Consider the following 18,637-nt stretch of genomic DNA (forward strand, 5'->3'; position numbering starts at 1 on the left):
GCATGCCGTCTATAAGCCGCCCTCATCTGATCGCCCTTATCGTCGCTTCCATGTTCTTCATGGAGCAACTGGACGGCACCATTCTGGCCACAGCACTCCCCTCCATCGCCCGCAGCCTGCATGTCGATACAGTGTCCACCTCCGTGGCGCTGACGTCCTACATCATAGGTCTGGCCATATTTATCCCCGCTTCCGGCGCGCTGGCCGACAGGCTGGGCAGCCGCACGGTGCTGACCGGGGCCATCATCATGTTCGTTGCGTGCTCGGTGCTGTGCGCATCCTCTACCAGCCTGATTTTTCTGGCTTGTATGCGTACTTTGCAAGGCATTGGCGGCGCACTGATGGTGCCCGTGGGGCGTCTGGTGGTGCTCCGCGGCACGGCGCGGGAGGATCTGGTCCGCACCATGACGTGGATGATGCTCCCCGCCACCCTCGGCCCGCTGATGGGGCCTGTGGTGGGCGGCTTCATCACCACCTACCTGTCCTGGCGCTGGAATTTCTMCCTCAATATCCCGGTCGGCCTTGTCGGGCTCCTGCTGACCCGCCGCTTCATCCCCAATGTCCGCGCGCCCAACCCGCCGCCGTTTGACCTGCGGGGCATGGTTCTGGCGGGTGGCGGACTTGCCATTCTTTCAATTGCAGCGGAACTCTTCAGCCATGGTGAAGGCGGCGGCATGCTGGTTGTGGGCATGCTGGCAGGCGGTAGCAGCCTGATGGGGCTTTATAGCCTGCATGCGGGCCGCACGGAGGCCCCGTTACTGGATTTTAGCCTGTTTCGCGTGCCGACCTTCGCCATTTCCGTGGTGGGTGGCGCGGCGTCCCGCGTCGCTGTCGGCTCACTCCCGTTCCTGTTCCCCACGTTCCTGCAAATTGGCGCGGGCCTGAATGCGGCACAGAGCGGGGCTATCACCTTTATTGCGCCCCTCGGGGCCATTGCCATGCGGCCTTTTGTGCCCGCCACACTGGCCCGCTGGGGCTTCAGGCGCGTGCTGATGGCCAACGGGTTTTCCGCCGCCATTCTGTTCGCCCTGATTGCAGGCTTCCACAAAGGCCAGCCGCTCTGGACGCTATCGCTGATTCTGTTCGTAGCCGGCATGGCGCAGGCCACGCAGTTTTCGGCCTATAACACCATTGCCTATGCGGATATTTCCAGGCAGCGCATGAGTGCGGCCACCAGCCTCTATTCCACCCTGCAACAACTTATGCTCTCGGTGGGCATCTGCACGGCAGCAGGGACGCTCACGCTCACGCACATCCTGCGCCAGCACGCCACACCCACCCTGCATGATTTCTCAATCGCCTTTCTGGTGACGGGCACCATCTCCATGCTGGCCGTGCCGGCTGCGGCGTGTCTTTCCCCACAGGCCGGAGCCAGCATGAGCGGCAATAAATCCTGACCCCGCCTTCCGATCTTAAACCTTATTTTAAACGCTCTTTGATAGTGTTCTCTTTCCGTAATAAATCTTGGATGGCACTTTCAGTCCGTGTAAACTCGAATCTTGTTTTTGTTACAACAGAAGCCGCCTCCCATCCGTCAGTTTCTTGTCAGGATTGAAATTGAACGGTTGGGAAAAGCTGCTACTGTGCCCTTTGGTTTCCCGCAGGGCTGCATTGCAGCCTCTGCTGTCCACTCTAGCTGTCAGGTGAAACGAGCCGCGCGCCCTATGGATGATCATACCACGGACACACGATCCGATTCACCCACGCCTCCTCCCCGCACATCAAGCCGGAAAAAGCGTCTCCTCTGGAGCGGCGTAGCCGTTGCTGGCGTCTGCGTGCTGGCGTTTGCCTTCCTGCGCCCGCACCACACAACCACAACAGGCAAGCATTCCAGCCGCCATGCTGCCGTCGATAGCAGCACGGCCCAGCCCGTTGCGGTGCAGGTCGTCAAAACCGGCACGATGCCGGTGGTCCTGACGGAACTTGGGACGGTTGTGCCTGTTACCAACGTGACGGTGCAGACCCGTGTGGAAGGCTACCTGATGCAGGTGCTCTTCACGGAAGGGCAGCATGTGCATGCAGGCGATCTGCTGGCCGTTATCGACCCGCGCCCCTATGAAGTGCAGCTTGCTCAATATGAAGGCCAGCTTGAGCGCGACAAAGCCCAGCTGGCGCAGGCCCGCGTGGATAACGCCCGGTATCAGCGCCTGATCAAGCAGGACAGTATCGACGCCAAAACTGCGCGGGATCAGGAATTTCTGGTCCAGCAGTATGAAGGCACCGTCAAGTCTGATCAGGCTCTGGTGGATAACCAGAAACTTCAGCTGATCTACTGTCACATCACCGCCCCGGTGGATGGCCGTATCGGTATCCGCGCGGTGGATAAGGGCAACTACCTCAGTGCTGGTCAGTCCGGAGGTCTGGCTGTGCTGACCCAGATGCAACCCATCTCCGTCATCTTCACTCTGCCGCAGGACCAGCTCCCGCAGGTTGCGGAACAGCTCCGCGCCAAAGGCTCCCTGAAGGTGGAAGCATGGGACAGCTCAAACAGCACCAAGATTGCCGACGGCACGGTCAGCACGCTGGATAGCCAGATTGATACGGCCACTGGCACGGTCCGCCTGCGCGCCATCTATCCCAATACCGATGAGCATCTGTTCCCTAACCAGTTCGTCAACGCACGCCTGCTGGTGAAGGATCTGGAGAACGTCATTCTGGTGCCCTCCACCTCCCTGCAGACAGGCCCCTCCGGCCAGTTTGTGTATGTGGTCAAAGCGGACAGCACGGTGGAAGTCCGTCAGGTCAACATCGGGATTTCCGACGGCACGAACACGGTCGTGAAAACCGGCCTGCAGGCCGGGGACCGCGTGGTGACGGACGGCGTGGACCACCTGCGCGCTGGCAGCAAGGTCACTATTCCTGATCCCAGGACGGCAGCCGACACGTCTCCCACCACCACACCTGCCGGTACGCCTGCCCAGTGAACCCCTCCAGCCTCTTTATCCGCAGGCCCGTCGCCACGACGCTCCTGATGCTCGCCATTCTGATGAGCGGGCTTCTGGGCTATCACTTCCTCCCGGTCTCGGCGCTGCCGCAGGTGGATTACCCCACCATTACGGTTGAGACGTTCTACCCCGGCGCCGGGCCGGATGTGATGGCGACCTCTGTCACCGCCCCGCTGGAAACCCAGTTTGGCGAGATGCCGGGGCTGGACCAGATGACCTCCCGCTCCTCCGGGGGCGCGTCCGTCATTACCCTGCGCTTCAACCTCACCATGTCCATGGATGTGGCGGAGCAGGAAGTGCAGGCGGCCATCAATCAGGCCAATTCCCTCCTGCCGACTGACCTTCCGGCCCCGCCGGTCTACGCCAAGGTCAACCCGGCAGACACACCCGTGCTGACGCTGGGCATCACGTCCTCCACCATCCCGTTGCCGGAAGTGGAAGACTATGTTGATACCCGTCTGGCCCAGAAAATCAGCCAGATTTCCGGCGTCGGGCTGGTCACGCTCTCTGGCGGCAACCGCAAGGCCATTCGCGTCCGCGTCAACATTCCCAAACTGACATCTTACGGGATTGATCTGGACACGCTGCGCACCACCATTGGCAACGTCAACGTCAACTCCCCGACCGGCACGTTTGACGGCGCAACCCGTGCGGCGACGCTGCGGGTTGATGGCCAGATTACCAATGTCGATATGCTGCTCAATCAGGTCATCGCCTATCAGAACAGCGGGCCCGTCCGGATCCGGGATGTGGCAACCGTCGTCATCGGTGCGGAAAACACCCAGCTTGCCGCATGGTCCAACCTGACCCCGGCGCTGATCATGAATGTGCAGCGCCAGCCGGGGGCCAACGTCATTTCCGTGGTGGACAATATTCAGTCCGCCCTGCCCGTCCTGCGCAAGGCGCTGCCGCCGGGCATTGATATTGTCCCGCTGACAGACCGCACCACCACCATCCGCGCTTCCGTCTCGGACGTGGAGTTCGAGCTGTTTCTGGCACTGGTGCTGGTTGTTGGCGTGATCTTCGTCTTCCTGCGCAATATTCCGGCCACCATCATCCCCAGCCTGTCCGTGCCGCTTTCCATTATCGGCACGCTGGCCATCATGTATCTGCTCGGCTTCTCGCTGGATAACCTCTCGCTCATGGCTCTGACCATCGCCACCGGCTTTGTGGTGGATGATGCCATCGTGATGATTGAGAACATCTCGCGCTACGTCGAAGCGGGCGAAGACCGGATGACCGCCGCCATCAAAGGGGCCGGGGAAATCGGCTTCACCATTATCTCCCTGACCATCTCACTGATTGCAGTGCTGATCCCGCTGCTGTTCATGGGCGATGTGGTTGGTCGCCTGTTCCACGAATTTGCGCTGACGCTGTCCATCACCATCGTCCTGTCCGCCGTGGTCTCGCTGACGCTGGTGCCCATGATGTGCGCCCGCATCCTCAGTGAGCGCCCGCATGATGAAGCCCATGCCACCACCGCCTTTCAGCGCTGGTCCGCCCGCATGGAAGTGGCAACGGAAAAGCTGATTGCCGGATATGACCGCGCTCTGGATGTAGTTCTGGCCCACCGTGTTCTGACCCTGTTTGTGGCAGTTGGCACACTGGTGCTGACCGGCGTTCTGGCGTTCATCATCCCCAAGGGGTTCTTCCCCGCGCAGGATACCGGCGTCATTCAGGGTATTTCCGTTGCCTCTCAGGCTATCTCGTTCGAGAGCATGAAGGAGCACCAGCAGGAACTGGCACGGGTGCTGCTGAAAGACCCGGATGTCGTCTCCCTCTCCTCCTTTGTGGGGGTGGACGGGCAGAACGCCACGCTCAATCAGGGTCGCTTCCTTATCAACCTGCGCCCGCATGATGACCGCTCAGATAGTGCCTCGACCATTGCACGCCGTCTGGAAGAGGAAACGTCGCAGGTCGCCGGGATCAAGCTGTATATGCAGCCCATTCAGGATCTCTCGCTGGATACAACCGTCACCGCTACGCAGTATCAGTTCCTGCTGGAAAACCCGGATTCCGCAACCTTCAACACGTGGATCCCCAAACTGCTGGACCGGCTGCGGCAGGAACCGGCTCTGGCCGATGTCACGTCTGACCTTCAGGCCGAAGGGCTGGTGGCCCATGTCACGCTGGATCGCACCACCGGGGCCCGCTACTCCATCACGCCGCAGACCATTGATAACGTGCTGTATGACTCCTTCGGCCAGCGGCAGATTTCCACCATCTACACGCAGTCCAACCAGTACCGCGTGATTCTGGAAGCAGACCCGGCCTTCCAGACCAACCTCGCCTCGCTCAACCAGATTTACCTGCCCGGTATTAGCGGGAACTCGGGGGAAAGCGCCTCCGGCCCTACCCGTTCGCCCACCTCCGGACTGGTGCCTCTGGCCGCTGTTACCACGGTGACAAAAGGCAAGGCCCCGCTGCTGATTACGCATTTCGGGCAGTTCCCTGCCACGACCGTCTCCTTCAACCTCGCACCCGGCTACGCGCTGGGGGATGCCACGGCGGCCATCCGCAAGGTGGAAGAAGAGATCAAACTGCCGTCGTCCTTCCAGACATCTTTCCAGGGCACAGCAGCCGCGTTTGAAGGTTCTCTGAGCAACGAACTGTTCCTCGTCGCAGCAGCGCTGATCGCGGTCTATATCGTGCTGGGTATTCTCTACGAGAGCTTCATTCACCCCATCACCATTCTCTCCACCCTGCCCTCCGCCGCCATTGGCGCGCTACTCACGCTGATTGTCGCCGGGGTCGATCTGGATGTGATGGGCATTATCGGCATCGTGCTACTGATTGGCATCGTGAAGAAAAACGCCATCATGATGATCGACTTCGCACTCGATGCGGAACGCGAGCACGGCATGGACTCCCTCCAGTCCATCCGTCAGGCCGCCACCCTGCGTTTCCGTCCCATTCTGATGACGACGCTGGCGGCCATGCTGGGCGCTGTGCCGATGGTCATTTCCAATGGCACGGGGTCTGAACTGCGTTACCCGCTGGGGCTGACCATTATTGGTGGTCTGGCACTCTCCCAGCTGCTCACGCTATTCACCACACCGGTGATCTATCTGACGCTGGATACATGGGCACACCGCTGGAATACGTGGCGCCACCGCCATGACCTGCCTCCCACCCAGCCTCCTCCAGCCGGACAGGTTAACTCGTGAACTTCAGCCGGATCTTCATTGACCGGCCTGTTGCCACCATTCTGCTGACCGTAGCGCTTCTGCTTGCCGGGGTGCTGGGGTACAGAAGCCTTCCGGTTGCGGACCTGCCGAACGTCGATTTCCCGGTTATTCAGGTGCAGGCCCGTCAGGCCGGTGGCTCGCCTGAAGAAATCGCCAGTGCGGTCGCCGCACCACTGGAACGGCATCTGGGCCAGATTGCGGACCTCACGGAAATGACGTCCCAGTCCTCCCAGAACACCACGCGCATCACCCTGCAATTCGCGCTCTCGCGGGACATCAACGGGGCTGCGCGGGATGTGGAGGCTGCTCTTCAGGCCGCCCATGCGGATCTGCCCTCAACCCTGCGGCAAAACCCGTCCTATTCAAAAGCCAACCCCAACGGCGCGCCCATCCTGATTCTGGCGCTCACGTCAGACACCCACACCCAGCCGCAGCTGTACGATTACGCCACTAACGTTCTGGAACAGCAGCTTTCTCAGATTGAGGGCGTGGGGGAAGTGGAAATCAGCGGGAGTGCGCTTCCGGCTGTGCGCGTGGAAATCAACCCGCACCCGCTCTACAAATACGGCATCAGCTTTGAAGACGTCCGGGCAGCGCTGGCCTCCGCCAACGCCAACACGCCCAAAGGCATTGTGGACCAGAACGGCCTGCGCTTTACGCTGGATACGAACGATCAGGCCCGCAGCGCACAGGACTACCGCGATCTGATTATTGCCTGGCGGAACAACCGCCCGGTACGCCTGGCCGACGTGGCCTATGTGCAGGACAGCGTGGAAGACCTCCGCAACGCTGGCTATTACAACGGGTCCCGCTCCGTCATTGCCGTTGTCTTCCCGCAGGCCGGGGCGAACACCATCAAAACGGTGGATCAGATCAACGCCAAAATGCCGCTCCTGCAGGCGGCCCTCCCCGGCGGGGTCGATCTGCATGTGGGGCTGGACCGCTCGCTGACCATTCGCGCCTCGCTGGCGGATACGCAATACACCCTCATCATCTCCGTAATATTGGTGGTGCTGGTGGTGCTGGCCTTCCTGCATTCCGGCCGCATGACGCTCATCCCCGCCGTTGTGGTGCCCACCTCCATTGTTGCGACCTTCGGCGTGATGGCCACTCTCGGCTATTCGCTGGACAATATGTCCCTCATGGCGCTGACCGTCTCCACCGGCTTTGTGGTGGATGATGCCATTGTGGTGATGGAAAATATTGCCCGCTATATCGAGCAGGGCTATTCCGCGCGGGATGCCGCCATCCGCGGGACGGGTGAAGTCGCCTTTACGGTGCTCTCCATCTCCATTTCGCTCATTGCGGTGTTCCTGCCCATTCTGCTGCTGGGCGGACTGGCCGGGCGGTTGTTCCATGAATTTGCAATGACGGTCTCCATCACCATTCTGGTGTCCATGGTGCTGTCCCTCACCCTCACCCCCATGATGGCCGCGCAGCTGCTCACACCGCGCAAGCCCGGCAGCACACCGGCCTTTCTGCGTCGCATCGCCGCGGCCATTACCTCGGTGCTCAACAGCCTGCAGGCAGGATATACGCGCACGTTGGATATGGCGCTCAGCCACCGTAAACTGGTGCTGCTCAGCCTGCCGGTTACGCTGGCGCTGATTGTGGCGCTGTTTATCCACATGCCCAAAGGCTTCTTCCCCACGGAAGATACCGGCATGCTGATGGGCCATTTGCAGGGTGACCAGTCCATTTCCTTCACCGCTCTGTCGCAAAAGCTGGTGGATGTTCAGAAGACCATCCTGAAAGACAAGGACGTGCAGAGCGTCTCCAGCTTTATCGGCGGGCGCGGCTCCAATCAGGCCAACCTGTTCCTGCAACTCAAGGACAAGGCCGACCGTTCAGACACCCCGACCGATCTGATTGCCCGCGTCACACGCAAGCTGAGTCATCTGGTGGGGGCTCAGTTCTTCCTCATGCAGCCCGGCGCGGTGCGGGCCGGCGCGCGTCAGAGCAATGCCTCGTACCAGTATACACTGGAAGGTGAGTCCGCCTCCGAACTCTATACATGGACCAGCAAGCTGCTGGCGGCCCTGCAACACCGCACGGAATTTACGGATCTCTCTTCCGACGTGCAGCAGGGCGGCGCCGCTATTGACGTGCAGATTGACCGCAACACCTCTGCCCGTGTGGAGATTACTCCCCAGCTTCTGGCCAATACGCTGTATGACGCCTTCGGTCAGCGCTCAGCGTCCGTCATTTACAACGCGCTCAATCAGTATCATGTGGTGATGGAAGCGGACCCTCAGCACTGGTCCAGTCCCAATTCGCTCAATCAGGTGTGGATCAGTGTCTCCGGCGGGTCTGCCGGGGGCGGCACAAAGTCCAATACCGTGCGTGTCCGGCGGGATTCCTCTGGTCTGGATTCCGCTGGCAACAGCAGCTCTTCCAGCCTGAGCAGCCAGTCCTTCAAGAACCAGATTGCCAACGCTCTGGCAGGTGGCGCGAGCGCGTCCAATGGCTCGGCGGTCAGCACCTCGTCGGAAACCATGGTGCCGCTTACGCTGGTCTCCAAACTGGTGCCCGCCAAAACAGCGCTGTCCATCAACCATCAGGGGCAGTCCGTCGCCACCACCATCTCGTTCAATCTGGCCAAGGGTGTCTCTCTGGGGACGGCCACGCAGGTTCTGCAGGCGGCGCAGGTGTCCCTGCACATGCCGCCGACCATCCACGGCAGCTTTGCGGGCAATGCCGCGCAGTTCCAGCAGACGGTGAATGACGAACCTATCCTCATTCTGGCAGCCCTTGCCGCCGTCTATATTACGCTGGGCGTGCTGTATGAGAGCTACGTGCATCCGCTGACCATCCTCTCCACCCTGCCCTCCGCAGGCGTGGGTGCGTTGCTGGCGCTGCAACTGGCCGGCGAGGAATTTTCACTGATTGCCATGATTGGCGTGATTCTGCTGATCGGCATCGTCAAGAAAAACGCCATCATGCTGGTGGACTTCGCCATTGAAGCCGAGCGAGACCAGAACCTGTCCTCGCTGGAGGCCATTCGCACGGCCTGCCTGCTGCGTTTTCGGCCCATTATGATGACCTCTGTCGCAGCGGCTCTGGGGGCTGCGCCCCTGATTATCGCCAATGGCTACGGCGCCGAGTTGCGCCGCCCGCTGGGAATTGCGATTGTGGGCGGCCTTATCGTCAGTCAGGCGCTCACGCTCTATACGACACCCGTTATCTACCTCGTTATGGATGGGTTACGCCTGCGCTTTACCCGGCAGCGCACCCGCTCCCTCCGCCTCTCTCACAACATGCAAGATACCTGATACGCCCGATGAAGCATTTCCCTCTCCGTCCGTCTTCTCGCCGCCTGAGTATCCTGCTGGCCCCGCTTATTCTGACGGGCTGCATGGTCGGCCCCAGCTACAAGCGCCCGTCCGCCATTGTCTCCCCGCAGTTCAAGGAACTGCGCCCGGCACCGGGCTGGAACTATGCCAAACCCGCTCTGGCGGAGCTGCCCAAGGGCACATGGTGGACCATTTATAACGATCCCACGCTGAACGAACTGGAAGCACAGGTCGCGCTGAACAACCAGAACGTGCTGGAGTATGACGCCCGCTACCGGAACGCCCGTGCGACCATCAACTCGGTGCGCGCGCAGCTCTACCCAACGCTCAGCGGCTCCCTGTCTTTCAACCGGCAGAGCTCGGGCCGTGGTTCACGCTCCTCCGGCACCATCATCAATTACGGTGGGGATGGATCATCCTCCACGGGCTACACCCCGTCCAACACGACTGAAAACACCTACGGCATGGGGCCAACGGCCTCATGGGATCTGGATCTGTGGGGCAAGATCCGCCGCCAGATTCAGGCACAGGTGACGGAAACACAGGCCACCGCAGCGGACCTCGCCAATGCGCGCCTGTCCTATCAGGCCCAGCTGGCCACGGCGTATTTCAACATGCGCTATCAGGACAGCCTGCATGACCTGCTGGAGCGGAACGTGAGGTTCTATGAACGCTCTTATCAGATCACCAAAAACCAGTATGACGCCGGGACAGCCACCCCGACCACGCTGCTGCAGGCGCAGACCCAGCTGGAGCAGACCCGCGCCCAGTCCACCGCCACACAGGCGGCCCGCGCGCAGTATGAACACGCCATTGCCATTCTGATTGGCAAGGCCCCTGCGGATGTCTCCATCGCCCCCGGCGCTCTGCCCCGCAGCATCCCGGCCATTCCGGTGACAGTCCCGGCCGACCTGCTGCAACGCCGTCCGGACGTCGCTGCGGCTGAACGCCGGATGGAAGAATATAATGCCCAGATTGGCGCTGCCATTGCCGCCTTCTACCCTGACGTAAAGCTCACAGCCTCCTATTCCTATAGCGGGGACCCGGTGGGTACGCTGGTGCAGGTGGCTAACCGTATCTGGGCTCTGGGGGCCTCAGCCACGGAAACGCTGTTCTCCGGTGGCAGCCGTACTGCGGCGGTGCATGAAGCTAATGCCAATTACGACTATTATGTCGCGACTTACCGTCAGACCGTGCTGACCGCCCTGCAAGGCGTGGAAGATCAGCTGGCTAACCTGCGTGTACTGGCTCAGCAGGCTGACCAGCAGGATATAGCCGTCAAAGCCTCCAACCGTGCCGTGAATGTGGCATTTAACCAGTATATGGCAGGCACCGAGATTTATACGACGGTCATCACGTCGGAAGTCACGGCCCTTTCCAACGCGGAAACCGCGCTCCAGATCCAGCAAAGCCGGATGCTGGATTCTGTGACACTGATTGAAAATCTGGGCGGTGGCTGGGATGCGGCCGAACTGCCCAGCAAGAACTCCATGCAGACGGATAATCCGTTCCTGCCGTCTTTCATTCAGAAAGACAAAAACTGAGGTCACAAAAAAAGCCCCTCTCCTTGCGGACAGGGGCTTTTTTATTAAAGCGGGCTAAACCGTTTATCGGGTGAGCGACCGGCCTGCCAGCAGGGCAATGACCAGGAACACCACGAACAGAACAATCGCGATAAAGAACAGAATTTTTGCCATTCCGGCAGCCGCGGAGGAAATTCCCCCAAAGCCGAACAGGCCCGCGATGATGGAGATGACCAGAAAGAAAAGCGCCATTTTCAGCATGTACGTGCGTCCTTGTATGTTTGAACCAACAGACCCGTCGGTTGCTTTAAATCAGGATTTGCGGGCAATCACGGCGCCCAAAATAAAGCCAAGCAGCCCAGCAAATGAGGCTGCAATCACAGGCTGATCTGCAACGCAGTCCCGCATCGCATCCAGTGCGGCACAGCCCTTGTTGCAGGAGGTCAGATCATCAGCCTTATCTTTGGCCTTGTTGAAAAGGTCTTCAGCACCGTCCTGCACGCGGCCAATGCCGTCTTCCAGTTTGTGCTCAACTGTTTTTTCGTCGCTCATAGGAAACCCTCCCCTTACTCGTGACTCCTCATAACGCACTCTTGCGCAGAGAGATGCGTCATGACGGCACTTTCTTAGAAAAAAATTAAATTTCAGCAGAACGCCAGTAAGGAGCGCCACCGGGGTCGGGTTCTCCGGCAATCATGGCGCGCAGCCGGGCTGCATACATTCGGAAGGCCGGAGAGTCCGGCGTCTTCTGCTCAGCCCCAATTGTCAGCTCTCCGGTAATCCCTGCGGGTGAGCCGGAGAGCACGACAATACGGGTCGCCAGCTTCAGGGCTTCCTCAATATCATGGGTAACAAACAGCACCGTCTTGTGAGTCTGCTGCCAGATCCGCAGCAGTTCATCCTGCAGGCTGTTACGTGTAATGGGGTCCAGTGCCCCAAAGGGCTCGTCCATCAGCAGCAGGTCCGGGTCCACGGTCAAAGCCCGCGCCACGCCAACACGCTGACGCTGGCCGCCAGAGAGCCGCTTGGGCCAACGGTCTGCCGCCTCTTCCAGCCCGACCAGCCGCAAAGCGTCCAGAGCGCGCTCCCGCTTTTCCTGCCGGTCCAGCCCCAGTCCTTCCAGACCAAAGGCAACATTCCGCAGCACCGAGCGCCAGGGCATCAGCCGCGCATCCTGAAAGACCAGCGCCTGAGCCCGACGCTTACCCGCAGAACGCCCTTCTGCCGCGCCAGCATCATCCTGTGGGCCTGTCACCGTACCTTCTGACGGCTTACTCAGCCCCATCAGGACCCGCAGCAGCGTGGATTTCCCCACACCGGACGGTCCCAACAGGGCGACAAACTCACCTTTGTGCAAATTCAGGCTGACATGGCGCAGAATGAAGGTCTCCCCGCCATCATGCGAGAGCCCGACATCATCCAGCCGCGCCAGCGGCGTCGCATCACTCATGCCTGCCACCGCAACACACGCAGACGCACAAACCCGAACAGAAAATCCGTTACCGCATAGAGAAGAGCCATGGTCAGCATATAAACCACAACCACATCGGTCGCCAGAAGGCTGGAGGCCTGCATCATCCGCGCGCCAATACCTGGCACACCGAACAGCTCCGCCGCGACAACGGACATCCAGCCCTGCCCCAGCCCGGTTCTGAGCCCGGCCATCACCCCGGGGGCAGACGCCGGCAGCACAACCTTGAACAGACGCCCCAAAAAGCTGCCATGCCCGAAGGCTGAGGCCAGTTCATACAGTTCCGGGTCCACACTCCGCACCGCTGCATAGGCCGCATAGAAATTGATCCAGAAGACGGAAATGGCGATGACAAAGGTCGCCCCGGATGTGTTTAGCCCAAACCACAGGATGGCGAACGGAACCCATGCCAGCCCCGGCACCGGGCGTAACAGATGCACAATGCCAGCCAGAAACGCATCCAGCACCGGCACCATACCGCACAGCAGCCCGATCAACGCGCCCAGCACGGACCCGAACAACAGCCCCAGCGCATAATGGCTCAGGCTATCCAGAATAGCCTGTTGCCAGAACCCGCCATGCACTTCATCCAGCCAGGCCTGCCACAGGGAACTCGGCGCAGGCACCATGCTGGACGGCAGAAGGCCGGTGCGGACTGCCGCTTCCCAGCCTCCAAAAAACACAACCAGACCAAGGCCCGACAGCGCAACGCGCTGCCGTCGGGAAAGAGCAGCCTTCACGGTTTCAGCTGCCGCCACAGGTCCAGATCAAACAGCTCTTCAACCGGCTGCGCCTTACGCAGAAGCCCCTGCTCAACCTCAAAATCCTGCACCTGCCGCACGCCTTCGATAATGCGGGTCGGGTCACTCACAAAACGGGAGGACGACCCTTCCAGAGCTTTTTTCAGAACGTCTTCGCTCAGAATGCCGCCACCCAGCGCTTTGGTCACAAACGGCGCAGCCTCATCCGGGTGCGTAGACAGCAGCGTTGTCGCCCGCACAAACAGGCCGCCCAGCACTTTGGCCCATGCCTGACGGTCCGGCGCATCCGGTTTGACAATGGCCAGCACAGAACCGGGCTGGTCCGGCAGCAGGTCATGCCCGCTAGCCAGCGTTCTGACATCCTTAAGGCGGCTGCGCACAACCGTCAGAGCCGGTTCCCTCAGCACGGCAGCATCCACCGCCCCGGCCAGAAAGGCCTGCTGAGCGGCATCAATATCCACGCCGATAATGTTCACGGATGATGTGACAGGGTTAATCCCCTCGCGCTTCTGCAGCCAGAACCGCAGCAGGCTATCCGGCACAGAGCCAGACGGCTGAGCGGCAATGCGCGGCAGGCGAGACTGCTCCTGCCTGAATTTATCAAGGATGCCTTTCAGAGCATTAGGAGAAAGACCGCCTTCTGTTCCTTCAGGCAGCAGAGCGCTCAGCGCGCCGCGAGATACCACTTCCAGCTCTTCGACAGAGGCAGCCGTCACCACCTTCACGTCGGCCCCATGCGCCCGTGCCTGCAACAGCGGCAGAACACCGGCCACATAGGCGTCAATCCGGCCGGACACCAGAGCCTGAATAGCCTGCGGGCCAGAGGTAAAGCGCACCAGGTTGAGGTCCAGCCCGGCGTCCTTCGCCCAGCCTTCGCCATCCAGCACAAACAGTGCGGACGATCCCAAAACCGGGATGTAGCCAATTCTTACCGGCGTGCCGGCCTGCGCCACGCCACTCAGCACGGAGAGCGTCAACGCGCCTAAAACCATTAATCGGGAAAAGAGCCGTTTCATTTCATCACCACGCTGAGAAAAAGCGTTTAATACCTAAACGTAATAGTGAGAAAATACGACTCTCTGTCAATGCTACAATCGGAAATGGGGATTATTCCGTTTCGCCATAGCTTCTGGGTAATCTGAGACCCTGACAAAAAAACAGGAGCACCCGCGATGGGGTTGCCCCACCACAGCAGGCTCCTGCCACCATACCGCCACCGCCCAACAGCAAAAAACCGCGCCCCCTCCTTTCAGGTCACCCTGAAACCGGAAGCGGCACGGTTTTTCATAAACCAGACGTCTTCAGACCAAAGAGGCGTTTGCCTCCCGGTTTTTACTGGTTACCGACGGCATGCATCGCAGCTTCACGATCGGCCTGTGCTTCGCTCAGCTCGTCCTTGCGGATCTGCGCACGCGCTTCCGGAGAAACCGTGATCATCAGCGTCAGCAGCGCAGAGACGACATACAGACCACTGAAGATCCAGATCACGCCTTCAACACCGCGCCAACCTTCAAACCAGGTCACAATCGCCGGGCCAACCCACGTGCTGGCACCAGCACCAAGACCCAGAATGGACAGAGCTGCGGCTTTTTCACGCGGGCAAACCTGCGGCATCAGGCCAGACAGCGGCACGAAGGATGCCAGAGACGCGCCATACAGCACACCCATAGCCGCAGCGATGGGGAAGTTATGCGTGAAGGACAGCGGCACATAATAGAACAGCGGAACAGAGATCGCCGCACCAAGACCGCCACCAACAGCCACAACCGTCCGCGGGCCCAGCTTATCGGCCATCATCCCGGAAAGCAGGTTGAAGATGATGTTGCTCAGGAACACGATGGACAGCAGTTGCAGCCACTGCTCCAGAGAGAACCCGACCAGCTTGGTAAACACGCCCGGCATGATGACCAGAAAGGCATATTCAGAGGACGTGTTGATGGTGCGGACAATGCCAGCAACCAGCGTCTTCGGCTCTCTCCAGATGATGCTGATAGAGCCAAACATGGCCTGCTTCAGCGTCACGTCCGGCGGGCTAAGGCGCTGCATGCCACGCGGTTCGCGTGTGAACAGCAGAGCCACAAGGCCACCAGCCATAACCAGGATCAGAGAAGACCAGAACGTGCCCATTTCCCCAATGCGCGGAATGGCAAAGCTGGCAAACAGAGAACCAAGCGTGGGCAGACCACCCGAGAAGGCAAACCAGAACCAGCCAGCCGCAGAGCCAAGCTGACGGGCCGGCGTTGCCGCAGCAATCCACACCAGAAAGCCATAGGCAAACAGCGGATAGCCCAGACCACGGGCCGTATAGGCCACCATCATCATCTGATAGTTGTTCGGCTGGAGGCCCAGCAGCAGGAACAGGACTTCAAAAATGCCCCAGATCCACAGGCCGGCCCACATGACCTTCTTGGGGCCCCACAGGTCAGATAGCGGGCCGGAAAGCCAAGATGAAATGGAAACAGCAACACCGTAAATGGTAAACAGCAGTGCAACGCGTGTGGAGGACTGCCCCTGCCCTTCCAGGTACGGTGCCAGATACCCGGCTTCAACCCCGTCCCCGATCATGAATAGCAAAAGCCCGACAAAGCCCCAGAGTAAGGGACGTGGTATGCCCATCCTGTCTATTAAGTGTGGTTTTTCCTGCTGTGTTGCTGTCTGCATCTACATGCTCTCCTGACATGCGGTGACGGCACGAAATAAAGACACCTCGCCTCATTGCGGGGGCTTTGGGCGCATCACCTTACGGGACCTTGCGGGAGTGCTCGCAAAGAACCGAAAAAAACGATTTTTGGTTGGGTATCCGTCAGACTTCAGACGAAATAGACAGATCGTGAGATCTCACCCATACAGCCGCTTGGACGGAGAAAAACTCAACATCCGGGCTGATAAAAACGCCCACCATGTGTGGGCGCCTCTGCCAGAGTGGCAGAAGAGACCGGCATGAAGAAGCCGGCCTCCCAAATCAAACTCTGAAAGCCTCAGGCTGCCAGATCGTGCGATTCCGTCACTTCCGGACGGGGGCCGCTGTCCTGGCCCTTCGCGCTGACATCGCGGTCGACCAGTTCGATCACAGCCATGTCGGCGGCATCGCCATAACGCATGCCAGCGCGCATCACGCGGGAATACCCACCGGTGCGGCCTTTGTAGCGTTCAGCAATCGCAGAGAACAGTTTCTTCACGATCACTTCGTCACGCAGCATGGCATATGCCTGACGACGTGCGTGCAGATCACCACGTTTGCCCAGCGTGATCAGCTTTTCGACGACGGGACGCAGTTCCTTCGCCTTGGGCAGAGTGGTCGTGATCTGCTCGTGTTTGATGAGAGCAACGGCCATGTTGCGAAACATTGCCGCGCGGTGAGAAGAGGTTACGCCGAGCTTTCTGCCGGCCATCCGGTGACGCATAGTTCAGTTCCTAGTCAGTAAGATATGGACTTAGAACGGCTCATCAAGCCGCTTTGCCAGATCTTCAATATTTTCCGGCGGCCAGGCCGGCACATTCATACCCAGAGAAAGCCCCATGGAGGTCAGGACTTCCTTGATCTCGTTCAGAGACTTACGCCCGAAGTTCGGAGTGCGCAGCATTTCCTGCTCGCTCTTCTGGACCAGGTCCCCGATATAGATGATGTTGTCGTTCTTCAGGCAGTTTGCGCTACGAACAGACAGTTCAAGCTCATCCACCTTGCGCAGCAGGTTACGGTTGAAGGGCAGGTCATCCTGCGGCTCTTCAGCCTGAACCGGACGCGGCTCGTCAAAGTTGATGAACAGCTGCAGCTGATCCTGAAGGATTCGGGCAGCAAGAGCAACAGCATCTTCCGGCGTGATGGCGCCGTTGGTTTCCACCGTCAGCAGCAGCTTATCAAAGTCGGTAACCTGCCCAACGCGGGTCGGCTCCACTTTGTAAGACACGCGCTTAACCGGAGAATAGATGGCATCAATCGGAATAAGACCGATCGGCGCATCTTCCGGACGGTTTGCAGCAGCAGGGACATAGCCCTTGCCCATGTTCACCACGAATTCCATGCCCAGCTTCACGCCGTCATCCAGCGTGCAGAGCACCAGGTCAGGATTCATGACTTCAATGTCATGCCCGGTCTGGATCTGGCCGGCACGCACTTCACCGGGGCCAGTCGCCGTCAGCACCATGCGCTTCGGCCCTTCACCATGCATACGCAGTGCAAGCTGTTTGATGTTCAGGACAATGTCCGTCACATCTTCGCGCACGCCAGCAACGGAAGAGAACTCATGCAGGACGCCGTCAATCTGCACGGCCGTAACAGCAGCCCCCTGCAGGGAAGACAACAGCACACGACGCAGGGCGTTACCCAGAGTCATACCAAAACCGCGCTCAAGCGGTTCTGCCACAACTGTCGCAATACGTGTCGGTTCCACACCGGATTCGACTTCAAGCTTTTCGGGCTTGATCAGAGATTGCCAGTTTTTCTGAAGGACCAAGGTACCGGCCTTTCAATATGAAAAAACACTGCTGATGCAGCGATTTCTCAGAAAATTAACAGAACAGCGAAAAGACGGCGGCTACCGTAAGGTAGCCGCACAGCCTCAATGCTTAGACGCGACGACGCTTACGCGGGCGGCAACCGTTGTGCGGCACCGGGGTCATGTCACGGATAGAGGTGATGGAAAAACCGACTGCCTGCAGAGCACGCAGAGCGCTCTCACGCCCTGACCCAGGACCGGAGACTTCGATTTCCAGCGTTTCCATGCCGTGTTCACGGGCCTTGCGGCCTGCATCTTCAGCAGCAACCTGCGCCGCATACGGCGTAGACTTACGGGAGCCTTTGAAGCCCTGAGCACCAGCGGAAGACCAGGAAATTGCATTCCCCTGGGCATCAGAGATGGTGATCATGGTGTTGTTAAACGTGGACAGAACATGTGCCACGCCAGAAATAATGTTCTTGCGCTCTTTTTTACGAATACGCGGTGTAGCGGCTTTCGCCATTGTTTTCCTACCTCAGTCCCTGCCCAGAAGCCCGCAAAAGCCGTCCGGAGATCCTCAACAAATCAGATTAACGCGTGGCTTTCTTCTTACCAGCGATAGCCACAGCCTTACCCTTACGCGTACGGGCATTGGTGTGGGTTCTCTGACCATGCACCGGCAGACCGCGACGGTGACGAAGACCGCGATAGCAACCCAGATCCATCAGACGCTTGATGTTCATTGCGACTTCACGACGCAGATCACCTTCAACGCGATAGTCGGTGTCGATCACTTCACGCAGCTTTGCGATTTCGTCATCGCTCAGCTCGTTCACGCGCTTTGCATCGGCAATGCCGACTTTCTCGCAGATCTGAGCCGCTTTGGTTGCGCCAATTCCGTAAATATACTGAAGCCCGATAACAACCCGTTTGTTCGTCGGGACATTCACGCCGGCAATACGTGCCACGCTTTACACTCCTGTCGGTCCAACTCGCTGGTCGAACACTACTGGCATCCAC

At 59.5% G+C, this 18,637-nt stretch carries 15 protein-coding genes; 5 read left to right on the forward strand and 10 right to left on the reverse strand.

Annotated features, from left to right (window positions below; all coding sequences use genetic code 11):
- Positions 1-2 precede the first annotated feature (2 nt).
- The 5 genes from KP703_RS00265 to KP703_RS00285 all read left to right on the forward strand — a co-directional run bounded on the left by KP703_RS00265 (position 3) and on the right by KP703_RS00285 (position 10,970).
- On the forward strand, positions 3-1,397 hold the full coding sequence (locus KP703_RS00265; RefSeq protein ID WP_215753454.1) for an MFS transporter: 1,395 nt from the start codon (positions 3-5) through the stop codon (positions 1,395-1,397).
- 267 nt (positions 1,398-1,664) lie between these two features.
- The gene (locus tag KP703_RS00270; protein ID WP_062272844.1) at positions 1,665-2,924 is read left to right on the forward strand and encodes an MdtA/MuxA family multidrug efflux RND transporter periplasmic adaptor subunit; all 1,260 of its coding nucleotides are present in this window, start codon (positions 1,665-1,667) and stop codon (positions 2,922-2,924) included.
- Positions 2,921-6,112, forward strand: coding sequence for an efflux RND transporter permease subunit (locus KP703_RS00275; RefSeq protein WP_062272562.1), 3,192 nt, complete (start codon positions 2,921-2,923; stop codon positions 6,110-6,112). The genes KP703_RS00270 and KP703_RS00275 overlap by 4 nt, the downstream gene beginning before the upstream one ends.
- A complete protein-coding gene (locus KP703_RS00280; protein WP_215753455.1) occupies positions 6,109-9,405 on the forward strand; it encodes an efflux RND transporter permease subunit in 3,297 nt (1,098 codons plus the stop codon). The genes KP703_RS00275 and KP703_RS00280 overlap by 4 nt, the downstream gene beginning before the upstream one ends.
- 8 nt (positions 9,406-9,413) lie before the next feature.
- A complete protein-coding gene (locus tag KP703_RS00285; RefSeq protein ID WP_062141820.1) occupies positions 9,414-10,970 on the forward strand; it encodes an efflux transporter outer membrane subunit in 1,557 nt (518 codons plus the stop codon).
- 63 nt (positions 10,971-11,033) lie between these two features.
- Here the strand turns inward: KP703_RS00285 and KP703_RS00290 are convergent, their stop codons facing one another.
- The 10 genes from KP703_RS00290 to rpsM all read right to left on the reverse strand — a co-directional run bounded on the left by KP703_RS00290 (position 11,034) and on the right by rpsM (position 18,585).
- Positions 11,034-11,210, reverse strand: a complete 177-nt coding sequence (locus KP703_RS00290) for a DUF1328 domain-containing protein (RefSeq protein ID WP_043552281.1) — start codon at positions 11,208-11,210, stop codon at positions 11,034-11,036.
- A 51-nt stretch (positions 11,211-11,261) separates the two neighbouring features.
- Positions 11,262-11,501: a hypothetical protein gene (locus tag KP703_RS00295; RefSeq protein WP_062249789.1), complete on the reverse strand. Its 240-nt coding sequence runs from the start codon at positions 11,499-11,501 to the stop codon at positions 11,262-11,264.
- A gap of 85 nt (positions 11,502-11,586) precedes the next feature.
- Entirely contained in the window at positions 11,587-12,399 is an 813-nt protein-coding gene (locus tag KP703_RS00300) for an ABC transporter ATP-binding protein (protein WP_062272555.1), read from the reverse strand.
- Complete coding sequence (locus KP703_RS00305) at positions 12,396-13,049, reverse strand: ABC transporter permease (RefSeq protein WP_233420016.1); 654 nt, start codon at positions 13,047-13,049, stop codon at positions 12,396-12,398. Before KP703_RS00305 ends, KP703_RS00300 begins: the two co-directional genes overlap by 4 nt.
- 107 nt (positions 13,050-13,156) lie before the next feature.
- The gene (locus tag KP703_RS00310) at positions 13,157-14,197 is read right to left on the reverse strand and encodes an ABC transporter substrate-binding protein (protein ID WP_215753456.1); all 1,041 of its coding nucleotides are present in this window, start codon (positions 14,195-14,197) and stop codon (positions 13,157-13,159) included.
- A gap of 316 nt (positions 14,198-14,513) precedes the next feature.
- Positions 14,514-15,842 (reverse strand): MFS transporter, encoded by a 1,329-nt coding sequence (locus tag KP703_RS00315; protein ID WP_061509096.1) that lies wholly within the window; start codon positions 15,840-15,842, stop codon positions 14,514-14,516.
- A gap of 317 nt (positions 15,843-16,159) precedes the next feature.
- The gene (gene rplQ, locus KP703_RS00320) at positions 16,160-16,585 is read right to left on the reverse strand and encodes a 50S ribosomal protein L17 (protein WP_043552274.1); all 426 of its coding nucleotides are present in this window, start codon (positions 16,583-16,585) and stop codon (positions 16,160-16,162) included.
- 30 nt (positions 16,586-16,615) lie between these two features.
- Positions 16,616-17,635, reverse strand: coding sequence for a DNA-directed RNA polymerase subunit alpha (locus KP703_RS00325; RefSeq protein WP_043552272.1), 1,020 nt, complete (start codon positions 17,633-17,635; stop codon positions 16,616-16,618).
- Between the two features lie 112 nt (positions 17,636-17,747).
- Positions 17,748-18,140, reverse strand: coding sequence for a 30S ribosomal protein S11 (gene rpsK / locus KP703_RS00330; RefSeq protein ID WP_006557780.1), 393 nt, complete (start codon positions 18,138-18,140; stop codon positions 17,748-17,750).
- 67 nt (positions 18,141-18,207) lie between these two features.
- The gene (gene rpsM, locus KP703_RS00335) at positions 18,208-18,585 is read right to left on the reverse strand and encodes a 30S ribosomal protein S13 (RefSeq protein ID WP_025826479.1); all 378 of its coding nucleotides are present in this window, start codon (positions 18,583-18,585) and stop codon (positions 18,208-18,210) included.
- Between the last annotated feature and the right edge of the window lie 52 nt (positions 18,586-18,637).

The sequence above is a fragment of the Acetobacter sp. P5B1 genome (genome assembly GCF_018811985.1).
In the GTDB taxonomy this organism is placed as follows: domain Bacteria; phylum Pseudomonadota; class Alphaproteobacteria; order Acetobacterales; family Acetobacteraceae; genus Acetobacter; species Acetobacter cerevisiae.

Bases quoted from the DNA above. Each gene is read 5' to 3' on its own strand.
- KP703_RS00300 (WP_062272555.1), bottom strand. From the start codon at position 12,399: ATGAGTGATGCGACGCCGCTGGCGCGGCTGGATGATGTCGGGCTCTCG.
- KP703_RS00305 (WP_233420016.1), bottom strand. From the start codon at position 13,049: ATGGTGCCTGCGCCGAGTTCCCTGTGGCAGGCCTGGCTGGATGAAGTG.
- KP703_RS00295 (WP_062249789.1), bottom strand. From the start codon at position 11,501: ATGAGCGACGAAAAAACAGTTGAGCACAAACTGGAAGACGGCATTGGC.
- rplQ (WP_043552274.1), bottom strand. From the start codon at position 16,585: ATGCGTCACCGGATGGCCGGCAGAAAGCTCGGCGTAACCTCTTCTCAC.
- KP703_RS00290 (WP_043552281.1), bottom strand. From the start codon at position 11,210: ATGCTGAAAATGGCGCTTTTCTTTCTGGTCATCTCCATCATCGCGGGC.
- KP703_RS00285 (WP_062141820.1), top strand. From the start codon at position 9,414: ATGAAGCATTTCCCTCTCCGTCCGTCTTCTCGCCGCCTGAGTATCCTG.
- rpsK (WP_006557780.1), bottom strand. From the start codon at position 18,140: ATGGCGAAAGCCGCTACACCGCGTATTCGTAAAAAAGAGCGCAAGAAC.
- KP703_RS00270 (WP_062272844.1), top strand. From the start codon at position 1,665: ATGGATGATCATACCACGGACACACGATCCGATTCACCCACGCCTCCT.
- KP703_RS00315 (WP_061509096.1), bottom strand. From the start codon at position 15,842: ATGCAGACAGCAACACAGCAGGAAAAACCACACTTAATAGACAGGATG.
- KP703_RS00310 (WP_215753456.1), bottom strand. From the start codon at position 14,197: ATGAAACGGCTCTTTTCCCGATTAATGGTTTTAGGCGCGTTGACGCTC.